General features: G+C 71.7%; 15 protein-coding genes. 13 read left to right on the forward strand and 2 right to left on the reverse strand.

Translation table 11 applies throughout. The features are described 5' to 3' along the window. The first annotated feature begins 122 nt into the window (after positions 1–122). From ABZ406_RS15115 to ABZ406_RS15125, 3 genes are read left to right on the forward strand one after another with little or no spacing between them, the layout of a single operon-like run. Entirely contained in the window at positions 123–443 is a 321-nt protein-coding gene (locus ABZ406_RS15115) for a hypothetical protein (RefSeq protein WP_357760931.1), read from the forward strand. After that, on the forward strand, positions 440–724 hold the full coding sequence (locus ABZ406_RS15120; RefSeq protein WP_357760934.1) for a hypothetical protein: 285 nt from the start codon (positions 440–442) through the stop codon (positions 722–724). Before ABZ406_RS15115 ends, ABZ406_RS15120 begins: the two co-directional genes overlap by 4 nt. 58 nt (positions 725–782) lie before the next feature. Further along, on the forward strand, positions 783–1646 hold the full coding sequence (locus tag ABZ406_RS15125) for a metallophosphoesterase (protein WP_357760937.1): 864 nt from the start codon (positions 783–785) through the stop codon (positions 1644–1646). A 217-nt stretch (positions 1647–1863) separates the two neighbouring features. Here ABZ406_RS15125 and ABZ406_RS15130 read toward each other — a convergent pair whose 3' ends face one another. Beyond that, entirely contained in the window at positions 1864–4251 is a 2388-nt protein-coding gene (locus tag ABZ406_RS15130; protein WP_357760940.1) for a discoidin domain-containing protein, read from the reverse strand. Between the two features lie 124 nt (positions 4252–4375). Next, complete coding sequence (locus ABZ406_RS15135) at positions 4376–5428, reverse strand: GDP-mannose 4,6-dehydratase (RefSeq protein ID WP_357760942.1); 1053 nt, start codon at positions 5426–5428, stop codon at positions 4376–4378. Between the two features lie 246 nt (positions 5429–5674). Between ABZ406_RS15135 and ABZ406_RS15140 the strand changes: the two genes are divergently transcribed. The 10 genes from ABZ406_RS15140 to ABZ406_RS15185 are packed head-to-tail and all read left to right on the forward strand — an operon-like array spanning position 5675 to position 17942. After that, entirely contained in the window at positions 5675–6757 is a 1083-nt protein-coding gene (locus ABZ406_RS15140) for a sugar transferase (protein WP_357760945.1), read from the forward strand. Further along, positions 6750–8315 carry an oligosaccharide flippase family protein gene (locus tag ABZ406_RS15145; protein WP_357760948.1) on the forward strand — a complete coding sequence of 522 codons (1566 nt, stop codon included), beginning with the start codon at positions 6750–6752 and terminating at the stop codon, positions 8313–8315. Before ABZ406_RS15140 ends, ABZ406_RS15145 begins: the two co-directional genes overlap by 8 nt. After that, positions 8312–9160: a class I SAM-dependent methyltransferase gene (locus tag ABZ406_RS15150; RefSeq protein ID WP_357760951.1), complete on the forward strand. Its 849-nt coding sequence runs from the start codon at positions 8312–8314 to the stop codon at positions 9158–9160. The genes ABZ406_RS15145 and ABZ406_RS15150 overlap by 4 nt, the downstream gene beginning before the upstream one ends. Beyond that, positions 9160–10011 carry a class I SAM-dependent methyltransferase gene (locus ABZ406_RS15155; RefSeq protein WP_357760954.1) on the forward strand — a complete coding sequence of 284 codons (852 nt, stop codon included), beginning with the start codon at positions 9160–9162 and terminating at the stop codon, positions 10009–10011. The genes ABZ406_RS15150 and ABZ406_RS15155 overlap by 1 nt, the downstream gene beginning before the upstream one ends. Further along, positions 10011–11318: a glycosyltransferase family 2 protein gene (locus ABZ406_RS15160; protein ID WP_357760957.1), complete on the forward strand. Its 1308-nt coding sequence runs from the start codon at positions 10011–10013 to the stop codon at positions 11316–11318. Before ABZ406_RS15155 ends, ABZ406_RS15160 begins: the two co-directional genes overlap by 1 nt. Next, positions 11311–12477 (forward strand): glycosyltransferase, encoded by a 1167-nt coding sequence (locus ABZ406_RS15165; RefSeq protein ID WP_357760959.1) that lies wholly within the window; start codon positions 11311–11313, stop codon positions 12475–12477. The genes ABZ406_RS15160 and ABZ406_RS15165 overlap by 8 nt, the downstream gene beginning before the upstream one ends. Then, on the forward strand, positions 12474–13790 hold the full coding sequence (locus tag ABZ406_RS15170) for a hypothetical protein (RefSeq protein ID WP_357760962.1): 1317 nt from the start codon (positions 12474–12476) through the stop codon (positions 13788–13790). Before ABZ406_RS15165 ends, ABZ406_RS15170 begins: the two co-directional genes overlap by 4 nt. Beyond that, positions 13787–14734: a glycosyltransferase family 2 protein gene (locus tag ABZ406_RS15175; protein WP_357760965.1), complete on the forward strand. Its 948-nt coding sequence runs from the start codon at positions 13787–13789 to the stop codon at positions 14732–14734. Before ABZ406_RS15170 ends, ABZ406_RS15175 begins: the two co-directional genes overlap by 4 nt. Beyond that, a complete protein-coding gene (locus ABZ406_RS15180; protein WP_357760968.1) occupies positions 14734–15933 on the forward strand; it encodes a glycosyltransferase in 1200 nt (399 codons plus the stop codon). Before ABZ406_RS15175 ends, ABZ406_RS15180 begins: the two co-directional genes overlap by 1 nt. Next, a complete protein-coding gene (locus tag ABZ406_RS15185; RefSeq protein ID WP_357760970.1) occupies positions 15933–17942 on the forward strand; it encodes a hypothetical protein in 2010 nt (669 codons plus the stop codon). Before ABZ406_RS15180 ends, ABZ406_RS15185 begins: the two co-directional genes overlap by 1 nt. The last annotated feature ends 29 nt before the right edge of the window (positions 17943–17971 follow it).

Raw genomic sequence — 17971 nt, forward strand, 5'->3', positions numbered from 1 at the left:
CGGATATGCGGGCCACCGAAGGCGCCTCGGCCGCCCACTCGCCCACCCGCCTCCCCATCGACATTTATCGACGCTATCGGTACGCTCGCCGGTAGAAAAGTTTCGGCGTACGGGAGGTGGGCATGCCCCTACGAAAGCGAGCGACGGCCGCCGCGTTGGCCATCGGAGCGGCCACTGTCGCACTGGGCGCCACACCGGCCCACGCCGACCCGGTGGTGCCACGGCACGCCATAGTGGTCTGCCAGAGCGCCAGCTTCTACGCCAACTACGACTCGGCCGGCGGGCCCACCGGCTTGAAGCGCACCCTCGCCTACGGCAACAAGATCGGCCACACGCCGGGGGCGCACCCGGTCTACAACGGATGGGCCGCGTCCTTCGACTTCGGCCCCAACGACTGGGGCTACCTGCGCGCCGAGTGCATCGGCGGGTACGACTCGTGGTGACCCGACGTCGGGCACTCGCCGGCCTGCTCGCCGCGATCGTCGCCGCGACAGTCGCCCTGCCAGCCCCCGCTCAGGCCGCCAACGGCACGATCGGTCAACGGGAGACGGTGTGCGCGGGTGACCTGTTCGTCCGCACCCAGCCCGTCGGCGCCTGGATGGGCACCCTCTACCAGGGTCAGACGTTCCTGGTCGAGGGCCCCCGCAGCGGCGGCTACGTCTACGGCTTCGCCTACGGGCACATCAACCGGCGCGGCTGGGTGCAGGACGGCTGGTTCTGCTGACGTGCCCACTCGCGCGACAGGGGTGTCGTCATCGGTCCCGACGGCCTAGCCTCGGGTGGTGAGCCTTCCGCCCCGGCTGCGCGCTGTCAGCGACCTGCACGTCGGCCACCCGCAGAACCGCGCGTTCGTGCAGGAGTTGCACCCGGACAACGACGGCGACTGGCTGCTCGTCGCCGGGGACGTCGCCGACCAGTTCGCCGACATCGAGTGGGCGCTCGGGCTGCTGAGCAGCCGGTTCGCCCGCGTCGTCTGGGCGCCGGGCAACCACGAGCTGTGGACGCCAGCGCGTGACCCGGTCACGCTGCGCGGCGAGGAACGCTACCTCGAACTGGTGCGGATGTGCCGACGGCTGGGGGTGCTCACCCCGGAGGACCCGTACCCGGTCTGGGACGGTGACGGCGGCCCGGCCACCATCGCCCCCCTCTTCGTGCTTTACGACTACACGTTCCGGGTGCCCGAGGCGCGCACCCAGCAGGAGTCACTGGCCCTGGCGTACGAGGCAGGGGTGGTGTGCACCGACGAGGCGCTGCTGCACCCCGACCCGTACCCGAGCCGGGAGGCCTGGTGCGCGGCCCGGGTCGCCGAAACCGAACGCCGACTGGCCGAACGCGACAGGGCCCTGCCAACGGTGCTGGTCAACCACTACCCGCTGGTGCGGGAACCCACCGACGTCCTGCGGTACCCGGTCTTCGCCCAGTGGTGCGGCACCGTGCGCACCGGCGACTGGCACCTGCGCTTCGACGCCGCCACAGTGGTCTACGGGCACCTGCACATCCCCCGCACCACGTTCCACGACGGGGTCCGTTTCGAGGAGGTCTCCCTCGGCTACCCCAGAGAGTGGCAGCCCCGAGGCGAGGTACCCAACCCGATCCGCACCATCAACCCAGCCGACGACGTACGCCGCCGCACGTCTGTCAGCTAAGCCCGTGGCCGTGGCCGTGGCCAGCTTCGCGCCGATCTTGCAGTTACGGATATCCATTCGCGCAGAGCGCCCCTTTGGCCAGGACAGAAAGTGCAAGATCGCGGGCCGAGCCGGTCGATCATGGAGTTGTGGTGCCTGATTTGAGGCTCTAGGAGGCTTTTGTAGCCCACCACAACTCCATGATCGACGAGGCCGTGCGGGTCGACGAGGCGATTCGTCAGCTTGCGTAGGCCTCGACAGTGGACAGTTGCCCGGCCGGCCAGCCGGTGTTTCCGGTGACGGTGATCCGCACGTAGCGGGTTTGCGCGGCAGTGAAGGTCAACGTCACCTGGTTGCCGCTGGCCGGGTCGAAGGTCCGCCCCGCTGAGCCGACGAGCGTGCCGAAGCTGCTTCCGTCGGTGCTGCCCTGCACGGACAGGGTCTGCGTCCGAGCACCCCAGGCCGACGACGGCGGCAGCTTCAACACCACCCGCCCGACCGTCCGCGAAGAACCCAGGTCTACCTGCACCCACTGCGGGAACGCGCTGTTGTTGCTCTCCCAGTAGCTGTTCGCGTCACCGTCGACCACGTTGCCCGAACCGTAGCTCTGGACGTGGCTGCTCTCGCTGGTGGATCGACCCCGGGCCAGGTCGGAGTTGGCCGCGGCGTCAGTGGTGACGGTGACCGCCGAGGACGCGCTGGAGGTGTTGCCGGCGGCGTCGCGGGCGACGACCGTGAAGGTGTACGCGGTGGACGGGCTGAGGCCGCTCACCGTCGCCGTGGTGCCGGTGACGGTGGCGACGACGGTGCCGCCCTGGCGTACCTGGTAGCCGGTCACCCCCGTGTCGTCGGTGGAGGCCGTCCAGGACAGGGACACGCTCGTCGAGGTCTTGCCGGTGACGGTGAGGCCGCTCGGGGTGCTCGGCGGGTTGTCCGGGACGGTGCTCCCGGCGTACACCTCGACCTGGGCGAGTTGGCCCGCCGGCCAGCCGGTGTTGGCGCTGATGCTGAGGCGGACGTAGCGGGCCGTGTTGGCCGTCAGCGTGCGGGTGACGGTGTTGCCGGTCGCCGGGTCGAAGGCGAACGCGGAGGCCCCGGCGATGGTGGCGAAGGAGTTGCCGTCGACGCTGCCCTGCACGGTGATGGTCTGGGTGCGTGCGCCCCAACCGGCGGGCAGCCGCACCACGAGCTTGTTGACTTGGTGGCTGGCGCCGAGGTCGACCTGCCACCAGTGCGGGAAGGAGCCGCCGCCGCTCTCCCAGTAACTGCCGGCGTTCGAGTCCACCGCGTTCGACGCCGGGAACCCGCCGCCCTGGCTGCTGGCCGACGTGGACCGGCCGGCGGCGAGGTCACCGCCGGTCGGGGGTGGGGTGCCGACCATCGGTGGCGTGGGGCGTACGGCGGTGAGCGCGAGCTGCCCCTTGAGCATCCGGCCGCCGTCGGCGGTGATCCGCAGGTAGTAGTCGGAGGAGCAGGCCACGCCGTCCTCGTCGAGGGCCCTGATGTTCGCGCCGGCCGGGGTGGTGGCCTGGGTCTCGGAGGTCTTGGCGATCTGGTTGCCCTCGTTGTACTCGTCGAACATGGACACGTACAGGCCCTGCGAGCCGAGCCGGACCATGTTGTAGATGTGTCGCCAGTAGAAGTCGCCGTGCTTGCGGTGCCCACCGGCGAGGTCGCCGGGCATCACGCAGGGCAGGTAGTCGATGCCGCGCGCCGCGCAGTCGGCCATGTCGCCGACGTTCACGTTGTTGTAGTACGAGTCCAACTCCTCCACGGTCCTGGCCCGGTAGACCATCCACGGGGAGATCGCGTGGAAGGAGTGGTAGACGTCGAGGAAGCCGGGACGGGAGTCCTCGATGCCCTGCCGCCACCAGGTGGGCACGCCGCCGATGACGTAGCAGCCCTGCGCCTTGAACCAGTTGATGACCTCCAGGCAGGGGCCCGGGGTGAAGGGACGGCTGGGCTCGCTGAAGCCGAACCCCCAGATGCAGACGACAGGTTTGCCGTTCTGCCGGGCGTACGCGGAGGACGCGGTGTGCGCCGCCATGTTGGTCGTCCAGTCGGTCTTGATCTCCGATTGGAAGGTGAGCCAGTCGGTGACGTCGTACATGATGTAGAACTTGCGGTTGTGGCGTTCGGCCGCCGAGCGGACCTTCTGGGTCATCGCGTCGCGGGTCGGGCCCTCGTCGCCCGTCGGGTTGAACCGTTGCAGCGCGGCGGTGTCGCAGCCGTTCTCCTGCATCCAGCGGAAGTGGGTGTCCACCGTCTGCTGGTCGTACGAGGAGAAGAGGGTGGCCGGCTGGCCGTTGCCCAGGTTGGGGTACGCGGTGGGATAGGTGCGCGTGTACTCGCGCATGTCCGGCCAGGACACGATCGTGGTGTTGGCGGGTGAGGGCGGCTGGAACCGGTCGCGACCCCAGTGCCACCATCCGCCGATCGGCGCGCCGTCGCCGGGGGCACTGAACCAGCCCTGGTAGCCGACCGTCACCTTGCCGACCACGTCCCCGGGGGGACTGGCGGCGTGCGCGGGGCTGGACAGGCTGGTGAGCAGTTCGGTGGTGGAGGCGGTGGCGAGGGCGGACCCGGCCAGCACCGATGTGACGAACCTGCGGCGGGATACCGCCATGACGACCACTCCTTCGGGACGGAAGGCATTGACGGCCATCGTGGCAGTAGTGGATGCCGACCCGCAAGAGTTAGACTGATCAATGAAAATCCGGATCAGATGACGGGAATTACTGGCTGGGCGGTCAGTGGCTGACGCTCTGCTCCAGCGCCCGCACCGGGGACAGGATCTGGCTTCCGGCGTGGCGGCGGCGGGCGTCGCGCACTGTCATCCGTACGCCCTCGGTGAAGCCGATCTTCGGATACCAGCCGAGCAGTTCGCGCGCCTTCCTGGTGTCCAGCGCCATGTGGCGCACCTCGCCCGGCCAGGGCAGCGGCTCGTACCGGGCCGCGTTGCCGACGCCGGACGCCTCCCGGACCGTGTCATAGACCTCGTTCACGCTCGTCTGCCGACCCGAGGAAATGTTGACCATCCCCACCCCGGGGTGGTGACAGGCGACGGCGATCGCTTCGGCGACGTCGCTGACGTGGATGAAGTCCCGGGTCTGGGTGCCGTCGTCGTAGATCACCACCTGCCGACCCCCGAGCAACGCGTCGGCCATCAGGGACACCACGCCGCAGTCGCTGCCCTCCTGCCGAGGGCCGTAGACATTTCCGAAGACCATCGAGGTGTACGCCAGACCGTGCTGACGCCCGTACCAGTCGAGGTAGTGCACACCGGCGGCCTTGCTGACGCCGTACGGGCTCACCGGGGCGATCGGGTGGTCCTCGCGGACCGGCAGGTCGTGGGCCGCGACGGTGCCGAAGATGGCGCTGCTGGCCGCGTTGATCACCAGCCGTACGCCAGCGCGGGCGCAGGCGTCCAGCACGTTGACGGTGCCGAACACGTTCACGTCGGCGTCGTACAGGGGTGAGCGACGGGCCGCGGGAACGCTCGGCTGTGCCGCGAGGTGCACCACCACGTCCGGCTGCCACTGGTGGATGACCTCGACACCCTCCGGCGTACGGATGTCGCCCGAGACGACGTCCGCCTCGGTCAGCCCGCCGTACGCGGCGTCGGCCAGGTTCTCGATCCGGCCGGTCGAGAAGTTGTCGAGCACCCGGACCTGGCTACCCATCAGCATCAGCCGGGCTACCACGTGGCTGCCGATGAAGCCGGCGCCCCCGGTCACGAGCACGCGTCCGGGAATCAGGTCCACCGGCGGTTCGACACCGACGGCAACAACTGGCTGGTCCATGTGGAACTCCTTGCAACGACGGGGTTGTCGGCCCTCAGCAGCAACCGGACGACCGGGCACGACCGTAACCCACCGAATACCTACGAAAGGGATGTTTCACCCAATGTTTCGAGCCGGTATGGGAGGTTCAGAGCTAGATGTCCTGTTTTTGCCCATCCGGGACTATTGGGGCATTTGGGACTAGTAACTTACTCCCCGGGTGCTCACCCCGAGCCCTCGCTGTACGTGACGGAGAAGGAGGTCGGCGTGTTGAGAAAGACCCCGGAACCCGTGACCCCGAACTCAGCTCCGGAGCCGGGCAACGAGAGCGCGACCTCGCACGACCTTGCCACGGCGCCGAGGTCCGAGACGCGGCAACGCCCGGAGATACCGCTGCAGCTCCAGGAGCTGTTCGCCCGCTACGAGCAGGCCAACCGGCCCGACCAGCACAGACGGCGGGCCCGCGTGGTGGTGCTCGAGGCAAACGATGCCGCCACCACGCCCGACCGCCTCGACGACGAGTTCGATGTCGCCGTCCGACTCCCGGTGCCCACCTGCGCCGAGGAATTCGCGAGGGTGCTGGCCAGGGTCCGTCCTCGGCTCCTGTTGCTCAAGCACTCCCTGGAGAGCATCGACGACCGCATCGTCACCAGCTGCATGAGTGCCGGCGTCGAGATCATGGTGCTGGCCCGACCTGTCTACGGCCTGCTGCGGGCGCCCGCGATGGCGCGCTTCGGTGGCCTGCCCTGGATCCGGCTCGGATCGGGGGCCGGCCGACCCCGGGGCGAGCGGCTGAAGCGGTTCTTCGACCTCAGCGTGATCCTGCTCTGCGCCGTCGTGGTGATCCCGCTGATCGCGGTGATCGCCGCCGTGGTGTCGTTCACCGGCCCACCGTTCTACCTCCAGCACCGCGTCGGCGCGGGCGGACGGCTGTTCCGGGTGGTCAAGTTCCGGACCATGCGGGTCGGCGCGGAGCAGGCCACCGGCCCGGTCCTGGCGCTGCCGGACGACGTCCGGATCACCCGACTTGGCCGCTGGCTACGACGGTCCCGGCTGGACGAGTTGCCCCAGTTGTGGAACGTGTTGCGCGGCGAGATGAGTCTCGTCGGGCCCCGCCCGGAACGGCCGGAGTTCATCGCCGGCTTCGCCCGGCTGCCCGACTACGACCTGCGGCACCTGATCCGACCGGGGCTGACCGGCATCGCCCAGCTCACCGGCGGGTACGCGGCCACCGTCGAGGACAAGCTCCGCTGTGACCTGCTCTACCTCAACTGCCGCTCGATGCGTGTCGACCTGGCCCTGCTCCTGCTGACAGTCGTCGAGCTGTTCCGGGGGTTCCCCCGTGGCTAGTACGGCACAGGCTGTCGAAACCCGGGTCACCCGCAACACGGCAAGCATGCTGGCCGCGCGGGTGATCATGGCGGTGTCCGGGCTGGTCTCGGTGCCGGTCATCTACCAGCGACTCGGGCCGCGGGAGTTCGGGATCTGGGTCGTGCTCGCCGGCCTGCTGGCGATGGCCGCCCTGATCGACCTCGGACTCGGCTCCGCGCTGGTCCGCGAGGTGGCCCGGGCCGAGAGCCCGGCCGACCGGGATCTGGTGCGTCGGCTGCTCGGGCTGGGGCTCGGCTGGGCTGTGCTGCTGGGCCTGCTCACCCTGGGGGCGCTCGGCACGTGCTGGCCGTGGCTCGTCGGGCTCCTGCGCCTCGGTGACCTGGCCGACGAGGCGTGGCAGGCCACCCTCTGGCTGGTCGTCGGCCTGGTGGCCGGCGCCGTGGAACTGCCGTGGCGGGCCGTGCTCGAAGGCGGCCAGCGGTACGGGTCACTCGCCGCGATCAGCGCCGGCACCGCGATCCTCGGGGCGGCGCTCGCCATCCTCGTGGTCCGCCTCGGCGGTGGTCTGGTGGCGTTGGCCGCCTCGGCCGCCGCCACCGGGCTGATCCGTACGCTCCTGCTCGCCGCGACGACCCACCGCCAGTGCCCGGACCTGTCCCCGCGATGGGGACGGACCGACCGGGCCGACCTCCGCCGGATCGGCGGCTACGGCCTGCGGGTGCAGGTGTCCAGCGGCGCCGGAATGGTCAACGTGGAACTCGACCGCCTCGTCCTCGGTGGCGCCTTCGGCCCCGCCGTGGCCGGCGGCTTCGACCTGGGCAGTCGCCTGCTCAACCTGCTCCGTCTGCCCCCCGGGTTCGCCCTCATCGTGCTGTTCCCCGCGGCGGTCGCCCGCACTGTCACCAGGGGAACCGGCTGGCTGGACCGGTTCTACCTGGCCGCCACCCGGTACCTCGCCCTGTTCCTCGCCCCGGCCACCGCGGCCCTGATGGTCAGCGCCGACCCGCTGGTCCGGCTGTGGTTGGGCCACCAGGTCCCCTGGGCTGCGGCGAACATCATGATCCTCGCGCCCGCGTACGCCCTCAACCTCATCACCGGGGCGGCGACGATCGCCGCCCGCGCCGAGGGCCGACCGGGCCTGGAGACGCGGTACGTGCTGCTCTCCGTCGTCCTCAACCTGGCCCTCACGGTGCCGATGCTGCTGCTGTGCGGGCCGCTCGGCGTACCGCTGTCGACAGCCCTGGCGGTGGTCCTCAGCACCGGGTACTTCCTCGTCCACTTCCACACCGCCACGGCCCGGCCGCTGGCCCCGCTGGCCCGGGCGATCTGGCCGCCGCTCGCCGCGGCCGTCGCGGCCGGACTGGTCACCGCGGCGGCCGGTCAGTTCCTGCCGGACGGCCCGGGACGACTCGACGCCGCCCTCGCGGTGTCCACCCGGGCAGGTCTGGCAGTGCTCGTCGCCGGCGCGCTGCTGATCGCCGGCGGACACGTCGGCGCGAACGACCGGATGCGGCTGCACCGGCTGCTGCGCGCGCCGACAGCAGTGCTGTCGCCGAGCACCGGCGGTCCGCGATGAGCGTCGACCACCGCACCGCACGGTGCGTGCTGTGTGGGCCACGGCAGGCCCACCTGCCCCGACTCGGCGGGCTGCTGCGCCGGTGCGAAGGCTGCGGCTTCAGCTGGACCGCGCAGGAGCAGGCCGCCGAGGACGGGCGCTACGACGAGGACTACTTCGCCGAGGGCGGCTACGACGACTACTTCCGGGCCGCGCCACGCCGGTTCGAGGCACGGCGGCGGCTGCGCTGGCTGCTGTCCACCGTTCGCCCCACGGTCCTGCTGGAAGCCGGTCCCGCCGGTGGTTACTTCCTCGAAGCCGCCCACCGCGCCGGGATCACTGCCAGCGGCATCGAGGTCAGCCATGCCGCCGCCAGCTTCGCCCGCGACCACCTCCACATGCCCGTACGCCAGGGTCACTTCGAAACCATCGCACCGACACTCACCGCCGACGTCGTCTGCGCCTTCCACGTCCTCGAACACGTCGAAGACCCCCGCGCCTTCCTGCACGCCGCGCACAACGCCCTCACCCCCGGCGGCTGGCTCGCCCTCGAGGTACCGAACATCGCCTCCGCCGCCGCGCACCGGCTCGGCACCGACTGGCCGGGCCTGCAGCCGCGCTACCACCGCTGGCACTTCACCCCCGACACCCTGGTCCGACTGGTGAGCGACCTCGGCTTCGAGGTGGTCCGGCAGGACACCACCGTCTTCCGGTACTACATGCCGCTCGCCTACCGACTGCGGCACGCCCGACATCTTCTTCCCGCCGACGTGCTCGGGCTCCGCTCACCGCGGCTGACCCACCCACGCCTCGGCGACCTGCTCCGGGTGATCGCCCGGGCGCCACGAACCGGACGGAGCACCTGATGAAACTCGATGGGATCGAGCTGGTCCGCTGCCAGCTCTGCGGCCGCGCCGGTGGGCACACGCCGACCCTCGGCGAGCTGCTGTGGAGCTGCCCGGACTGCGGCTTCGTCTGGACCGCGGGCAGCGCCCCGGCCCCGGAGGAGCTGTACGACGAGGCGTACTACACGACGGACGGGTACCAGGACTACTTCGCCTCCGCGGGTCAGCGCCGGTTCGAGGCGAGTCGGCGGTTGCGCTGGCTGCTGTCCGGCGTCCGACCCACGGTCCTGCTGGAAGCCGGCTGCGCCGGAGGCTACTTCCTCGAAGCCGCCCACCAGGCCGGGATCGCGGCCAGCGGCATCGAGGTCAGCCACGCCGCCGCCAGCTTCGCCCGCGACCACCTCCACATGCCCGTACGCCAGGGCTACTTCGAGACCATCGCACCGACACTCACCGCCGACGTCGTCTGCGCCTTCCACGTCCTCGAACACGTCGAAGACCCCCGCGCCTTCCTCCGCGCCGCCCACACCACCCTCACCCCCGGCGGCTGGCTCGCTCTCGAGGTACCGAACATCGCCTCCGCCGCCGCCCACCGGCTCGGCACCGACTGGCCCGCGATCGCCCCCGCGTACCACCGCTGGCACTTCACCCCGGACACGTTGAGCCGGATGCTCGTGGAGTCCGGCTTCCGGGTGATCTCCCACGACACGGTCTTCTCCCGGTTCTACTGGCAGCCGGCGGCGCGGCTGCGCAACGCGCGGGACCTGCTGGTCGCCGACGTCGCCGCCAGCCGCTCGCCCAGGGTCACCCACCCGCAGCTCGGTGACCTGCTGCGGATCTTCGCCCGCCGTGACGACCGGGTGGTGTCGTGATGGGCGCCCCGCTGCTGTCGGTGCTGCTGGTCAGCTGGAACACCCGCGAACAGACCCGGCAGTGTCTGGAGTCGCTGGCGTCGACAGCAGACCCCGAGCTGGACTACGAGGTGGTGGCCGTCGACAACGGCTCGTCCGACGGCTCGGCCGACCTGCTCGCCGCCCAGCCCCGGGTCCGACTGATCCGCAACAACCACAACACCGGGTTCGCCGCCGCCGTCAACCAGGCGTACCGCCGGGCGAACGGGCAGTTGATCCTGCTACTCAACAGCGACATCCGGTTCCACCCGGGCGCGCTGACCCGGATGCTCGACCACCTGCGGGAACGGCCGGACGTGGCGGGGGTCAGCCCGCTGTACCTCAACCCGGACGGCACCTTCCAGCAGCACTACGTCCAACAGCCCAGCTTCGTCGCCACCATCGCGCTGGTGACCGCGCTGCGCCGACTGCCCGGGTTCCGGCAGGCGCTGCACCGGTTCCAGATGCGGGGCGAGGACTTCAGCCGGCCCCGGCAACTCGCCTCGGGCAGTTGCATGCTGCTGCGCCGCAGTGTGCTCGGACAGCAGACCATCTTCGACGAGACGTTCCCCGTCTACTGGAACGACGCGGTCCTCGCCCGGCAACTCGACCAGGCCGGCCACCAGCTGTGGATGCTCCCGGACGCGGTGGTGACACACAGCCGGGGCGCGTCATGTCGGCTGCTCGGGCCGACCATCCGCTTCCGGCACCTGCTGGGCAGCCTGGTCGGGTATCTACGGATGACTCAGCCCCGGTACCGGTTGCCGGTGTTCCGGGCCGCGCTGCTCGCCGACCACCTGGTCAAGCGACTCTTCGGTCGATCCGTACAGCTGGGCCTGGGCGATCTGCTCGCCGCGCTGCGCGGCGACGTCGGCCCGCTGCCCGACGGTGACACCCGCGACTGGGTGGTGCTGTTCAGCCGGACCCGATGGTCCGTCGACGGGCACTCGACGGTGCTGGGGCAGTTGGCGCCCGGGCAACGGTTGCTCTTCGTGGACCCGCCGGGACGCCGGCCGCGCTGGCGGTGCGAGGTGACGCCCATCGGTTCGGAGGCCTGGCACGCCGTCGCACCGACCGCACTGCCGCTTGGTGATGCGGTGCCGCTGCTCAACTGGATCAACCGGCGAATCGCGGCCGGCGCACTACGGGGCTGGCTGGACCGGCACGCCGGCGCCCGTCTGCTGCGACTCGACGACGAGCGTGCCCGCCCGGTGCTCGGCCGCCTCGGCGAGGACGAGTTGCTGCCCGCCGGTGCACCACGGCCGATGGAACGGTCTGGCCGTGGCTGAGCACACCACCGCCGTGCGGTCGGCGGCCCCGGCGATCGTGCCGCCGCCCGCCGAGGACCGCGACTGGGTGGTCATCTTCAGTGGTACGCCGTGGGCGAACGGCGCCCACCGTCAGCACGCGCTGGCCCGTGAGCTGACCGTCGACCACCGGGTGCTCTTCGTCGACCCGGCCGGGCACCTCCCCCGCTGGCGGGTCCAGATTCAGCAGGTGGCCGACGGTCTGTGGCAGTGCGCGGGGCCGGCGCTTCTGCCGTTCGGTCGGCACCTGCCCCCGGTCAACCGGGTGAACCGTTGGCTCGCCGCGCGCGTCCTGCGCCGGTGGTTCCGGAGGCAGGCGGCGTCCGTCCGCCTGCTGTGGCTGGACGAGGACCTGGCCGCGCCGGTCGCCGCCCGGCTGGACGCGTCCGCCGTCGTCTACGACGCCACCGACCTGGACTGGACGTTCACCCGGCCCTGGAACCGTCCGCACCTGCGCCGCGCGCTGCGCTCCGCGGTCGGAGCCGCCGACCTCGTCCTCGCCTCCTCGGCCGCGCTGCCGGACCGGATGCCCGCGTCGGACCCGGCGCCGGTGGTGCTGGCCAACGGATGCGACCCGGACCGCTTCTCGCCGGACGGCCCGGTCGCGCCGTGGTTGCTCAGCCTGCGCCGACCACTGATCGGCTACAGCGGGGCTGTCGACACCCGGGCCTTCGACGCGGACCTCGTCGCCACTGTGGCACGGGCGCACCCCGAGTGGACGTTCGTGCTGATCGGCCCGTCCACCCGGGCCGGCCGTGCCCCGCTCACCGGCCTGTCCAACGTGGAGCTCGTCGACAGCGTCCGCTTCGCGGACGTCCCGGGCATCCTGCGGGCCTGCGACGTCACCATCATCCCCTACCGGGTCGGCGGGCTGATCGACTACGTGCACCCGAAGAAGTGCTACGAATACCTGGCTCTCGGCAAGCCCGTCGTCGCGACACCTCTGCCGGCGCTGCGGGCACTGGGCGACACCATCGCCCTCGCCGACGATCCGGCGAGTTTCGCCGCGGCGCTGGCCGACGCGCTGGAGCGCGCCGACGCGCCGGACGCCGCCGCCCGACGCCGAGAGGTCGCCACCCGCAACAGTTGGTCGGCGCGGGGCGTCCAGTTGCGATCCCTGCTGGCGGGGCTGCCGCGATGAGAGTGCCTGTCGTCGCCCCCGGCGTGGTGCTCGCCGGCGCCGCCCTGGGCGGAGTGGTGACCGGGGTCACCCTGCTGCCCGGACCGGTCGGCCTGGCTGCCGCCATCGGTGTGTTGTGTGCCGGTGCGTTCCTGCTCTGGCCCTGGGCCGTGCTGCCGGTCGGCATCATCGGCGGCGCCGTGGTCGGCGCTCTGCTCAGCGGCGGTGACGTGCGCGGCTACATCGCGGTGAAGGTGCTGTTGCTGGCCGCCGGCGGCGCGGCGCTGGCCGTCCGTCACTGGCTCGGGGTGGAGACGCGCAGCCGGCGCACCGCCGCCGACGTGGGGATGCTGGTCCTGGTCGGGTTGACAGTCGTGGCGGCCACCTACGGCCTGGCCGTCGGCAACCTCCCGGCGGAGGTGCTTGTCGCCGCGTACCAGGTGGCCACGATCCCGGTGTACTTCTTCGTCGCCACCCACACCCTCACCACGCCCCGTCGGATCCTGGCCGCCGGCATCCTGTACGTGGTGCTGGCCGGGGCCTTCACCGCCATCTCGGTGACGACACCGGGGCGGCACGGCGGGCTCATCACGCTCATGGCGATCCCCGCGTTGATCTGGATCGCCGGCCGGGTGCGGGGCTGGCGTCGGGCCGGTGCGCTCCTGCTCGGTGGGTTCTTCGCCGTCGACGTGCTCCTCGCGTCGTACCGGGGAATCTGGCTCGCCGCGGCGCTCACCGGGCTGATCATGCTGGTCCGCGGCGGGCGCACGATCCGGACCGGCCTGGCCGCGACCGCCGCGGCGGCGGTCGCGGTGGCCGCGTTCCTCGCCCTGCAACCGGGGGTACGCGAGCGGGCCACAGAGATCACCAAGGGTTTCGAGCAGTCCGCCGGTTACCGCGGGGTGGAGTCCGAGGTGGGCCTCGGGGTCTTCGCCGACCAGCCGCTGGTCGGGGCGGGCCTCGGACAGACCACTCCGGACATCTACCTGTCCGGGTTCACCTTCACCGACGTCGGGCCGGTTTACCACGCCTTCTACGTCACAGTCCTCGCCAACCTCGGGTTGGTCGGGCTGCTGCTGGTCCTCTGGCCGATCGTGCGCAGCATCCGCGTCGGTCTGCGCAGTCGCGACGGGATCGCGCTGCCGTTCGCGGCGTTGTCCTGCGGCTTCCTGGCCGCCGCCCTGTTCGCGGCACCCACCGACGGGCACTGGGAGCTGGGCCTGCTGCCGGCGCTGACCCTCCTCACGGCACACCATGAGCACGCGCGGCTGCGGCGACTCGCCCGGCCGCCGCTGCTGCGGGGCGCCCTCACCCGAACGGGGGTGGCGGCATGATCGCGGCCGACGCCACAGCAGTGGTGGTCACCCACAACTCGGCGCGACAGATCGTCGCCGCCCTGAGCGCGCTGCGGCGCGCGCAGGTGCCGGTGCGGTTGGTGGACAACGCCTCCACCGACGGCACCGTCGACCTCGTCCGGCGCCACTTCCCCGAGGTGACGGTCCTCGCCAGCCCCACGAACAGCGGGTTCGCCACCGCCGTGAACCGGGCCGCCGCCGGGGTCGACACCGACGTCGTACTCCTGGTCAACCCGGACTGCGTGGTCGCCCCCGGCACTGTCGCGGAACTGGTCCGGGTGCTCCACGACCGACCGTCGGTGGGCATCGCGGGACCACGGCTCATCGACGCGCACGGTCGGGTCGCGATCAGCGCCCACCGCTTCGAATCCCTCGTCACGGTGCTCGCCAGCCGCTTCGGTGGGGCGCTGGTGCCGGTCCCGCTACGGCGGCTGCTCAGCGGCCGACAGCGGCGGGCCGCGTACGACGCGTGTGTGCGAGGGGCGACGCCGGTCGCGGTGGACTGGCTGTCCGGAGCCTGCCTGGCGGTGCGCCGTGAGCTGTTCGTGGCGATCGGTGGCCTCGACGAGGGCTACTTCCTGTACTACGAGGACGAGGAACTGTGCCTCCAGGCCGCCCGGCGCGGCGCCGAGGTGCTCTACGTGCCCTCGGTGACCGCCGTGCACTCCGGCGGGGCGAGCAGCTCCGACCCGGCCTGGATCTGGCCCCACCTGTACCGCAGCATGCTGCGGTTCTTCGCCCGCCACCGAGCCGGCACCCTGCGCGCGGTACGCGGCGTGGTGCTGCTGCGCGCACTGATCGGTATCGGACTGGCCGGGGCGCGGATGCCACTGCAACCCCGAGCCGGGACCGCCCGGCTGCGGGCCTGGACCCGCGTCGGCCGAATCGCTGTCACCCGACCCGAAACGAGAGGAGGAGCGTGATGCACGTCCTGACCACTGTCGTCGGCAAGCGCACCGAGCACTGGACCGACCTGTTCGACGTGCTGTGCGAACAGCCGGACGTCACCCTCACCGTGCTCGCCGCGGACGTGTCCCCGGCGACCCGACGGGAACTGGCCCGACTGGCCCGCCGACACCACCGGCTGCGCTACCACGTCGTTCCGCACCTGCTCGGTGAGTCGTTGACCGGGCACATGGCCTCGGTGCTGTTCCGGCTGCCCGGCCAGCACGACGTGACCACCGCCCGCCCGGACATCCTGCACGTCATCGGCGAGGCCGCGTACCTCACCACCTGGCAGGCTTTGCGGCTGCGTCAACGCTGCTGGGCCGGGGTGCCCACCACGCTGTACGCCGCGCAGAACGTGGTGACCCGGTTCCCGGTGCCGTTCCCCCGGATCGAGCGGCAGTCCTACCTGTCCGTCAACCACGCCTTCCCGATCACGCCCGCGGCGCTGAACGTGCTGCGGGTCAAGGGTTACCGGGGCCCCGCCACGATCGTGCCGCTCGGCGTGGACACCCGGATGTTCCAGCCGCTGCCCACCGGTGCGGCAGCCCGCCCGTTCACCGTCGGGTTCGTCGGGCGGTTCGAGCCGCACAAGGGTGTGGTCGACCTGCTGCGGGCCGCCGAACTGATCGACTGCGACGTGTCGCTCGTCGGGGACGGCAGCCTCAGCGCCGAGATCGAGCGGGCCGCCGAACGCCGACCAGGCCGGGTGCACCGGCACGGCTGGGCCGGGCACGCCGACCTGCCGGCGCTGCTCAACGACATGGACGTGTTGGCGATGCCGTCGGTCGAGGTGGTGCAGCGCAACACCCTGCCGTGGATCGGCATCCCGCTGCGCGAACAGTTCGGCCGGGTGCTGGTCGAGGCGATGGCCTGTGGCGTACCCGTCGTGGGCAGTGACGTCGGCGAGATCCCGTACGTGGTGGGCGATGCCGGTCTGGTCTTTCCGGCCGGTGACGTCCCCGCACTCGCCGCCCGCCTCGCCCGACTTCGCGACGACCCGGCCCTCTGCGGCCAACTGGCCAACCGAGGGCTGGCCCGCGCCGGCGCCGAGTTCGGCTGGGACCGGATCGCCGAGACCCTCTGCACTACCTGGCGCGGACTGCGGTCCCCGGCCCGGTCCCTCCGCACAGCGCCCGCCGAGGCCGGGCATTCAACAAGAGAGGCGATCGCCTGATGAGCGCGTCGATAGATGTCAAAGGTCTGCTCGGTGCCTCCTGGCGCCGGGTGGGCGTACCGCTGCTCGGCCTGTGCGCGGGCCTGGCCGCGGCGCAGGGAGTGACCCAGCTTCTTCCGGCCCGCTACGAGGCGGAGGCCTCCGTGCTGGTCAGCGCCGAGCAGACCGACGTGGACAAACCGGCGGACCTGGCCCTCGCGCAGACCCTCACGCCCACCATCGCCCGCCTGGTCGGGTCCCGGGAGGTGGCGCTGGAGGCGGCGCGTTCCCTGCAACTGCCCGAACGGGCGGTGCTGGGTCACGTCAGCGGCGAGTACGAACTCGGTCTTCAGATCATCACCGTGCACGCGAGCGCCGGCACCGGTACGCAGGCCGCCGCGATCGCGAACGCCGCCTCCCACGCCGTCAGTCAACAGCTGGGTCGACTGGACATGGGCGGTACCACGAGCATCAACGCCCGGGTCCTCGACACCGCCAGCGCACCGACCCGGCCGGCCTTCCCGAAACCGCTGCTCAACGGCGTGCTCGGGGCCCTGGCCGGCCTGCTGGCCGGCTGGGGCGCGACCATCCTGCGCGACCGGTTCGACAGTCGCCTGCGCGACATCGGTCAGATCGAGGCGCGCCTGGGTCTGCCGGTGGTGGGGGTGCTACCGAAGCTGCCGCGCCGCTTCGCCCGCCATCACGCCTCCGCGCTGTACCGGCGCGGCGACGTCGCCGACGCGGTACGCGCCGCGATCTCGACGCTCAGCGTGCTCACCGCCCCCCTGCCCCGTCGACGGCTGCTCGTCACCAGCGCCCACGACGACGACGGAAAGGCGTTGGTGACCGCCCTCCTCGGTCTCGGCATGGCCGACGAGCACTGCCGGGCCACGCTCGTGGACGGGGCGGTACGCGATCCGGTGCTGTCCGGCCACTTTCCCGATGCGCCGCACACGTGGCAGCAGGTCCTGACCCAGAAGTGCCCTCCGGTGCGCCTTGCCGACTTCCCCACCCTCACCGTGCTGCCGGCCGAGCCCCGCGAGGGCGCCGACACGGAGGCCCTGAACGAGTTGGGTGGGCTGCTCAACGCGCTGGGTGAGGACGAGGACTGCGTGCTCGTCCACGCCCCGCCCATCCTGGCCGGGCGCGAGATCTCGGCGTTCGCCCAGCACGCGGACGGTGTGCTGCTCGTCGTCCGCTCCGGTCGGACGAACCTGGACGACAGCACCCGGGCGGCCCGACTCGTGCAACAGCTCGGGCTTCCGCTCGCCGGTGTCGTGGTGATCGGCGCGGTGTCCCGGACGGACCACCGGCCGAGCAGTGCGCAACCGGCCCTGGTGCCGGGCGCGACCCCGGACGCCCTGGCGCTGCCGGTGACGAGGGCGGGCGCCCAGGGCGCTGTCATTCGTGAGCTGGTCAGCGCCCTCGTCGAGGACAAGTCCGGGCCACCCGGACGGCACCGCCGGCAGAGCCCGGGCTCGGGTGAGTCGGGCGCGACCGGCAGGACCGTCGAGGGCCGGACGGTCGACGGCATGACTGTCGACCACGAGCCCGTCGACAGCCGGCCGGTCGACAGTCAGCCGGCCGCGAGTACGACGGTCACAAGTACGACGGCCGAACGAACGCCGGTCGGCACCGGGGGCGCGTCCGCGACGGCGGCGGCCGAGCCGACCCGGATCGAGGATGCCGTCACCCAGCCCAACCCGGTGGTGACGGACGTTCCGGACCAGCCCGAGCAGGTGCCGACGTCCACGGCCCAGCCCGAGCCCGCGGCGGCGACCTGGGGCGGCGCGGTGGGTGTTCTCGGCCGACCGTTGGCCCGGCCCGAGATGGCCTGGCGACGGCCGGCAGCGGAGGCGGCGCTGCCGGAGGCGTCACCGGACGCCCCGGCGGCCGACCTCGCGGACCGCTGGCCGGTCTTCGGCCAGGAGTTGCTGGCCGCCGGGCGGTCGAGTGCGGAACAACCCCCCACCGGGTCCGTCGTCCTGCGGCGGGCGGTGGTCGTCGGCGACGCCGATCGCCGGGGCTGACGACGGCCGGAGCAACGGTCGGCGGCCCG

Origin of the sequence: Micromonospora sp. NPDC005710, assembly GCF_040630995.1 — a bacterium.
Taxonomy (GTDB): domain Bacteria; phylum Actinomycetota; class Actinomycetes; order Mycobacteriales; family Micromonosporaceae; genus Micromonospora.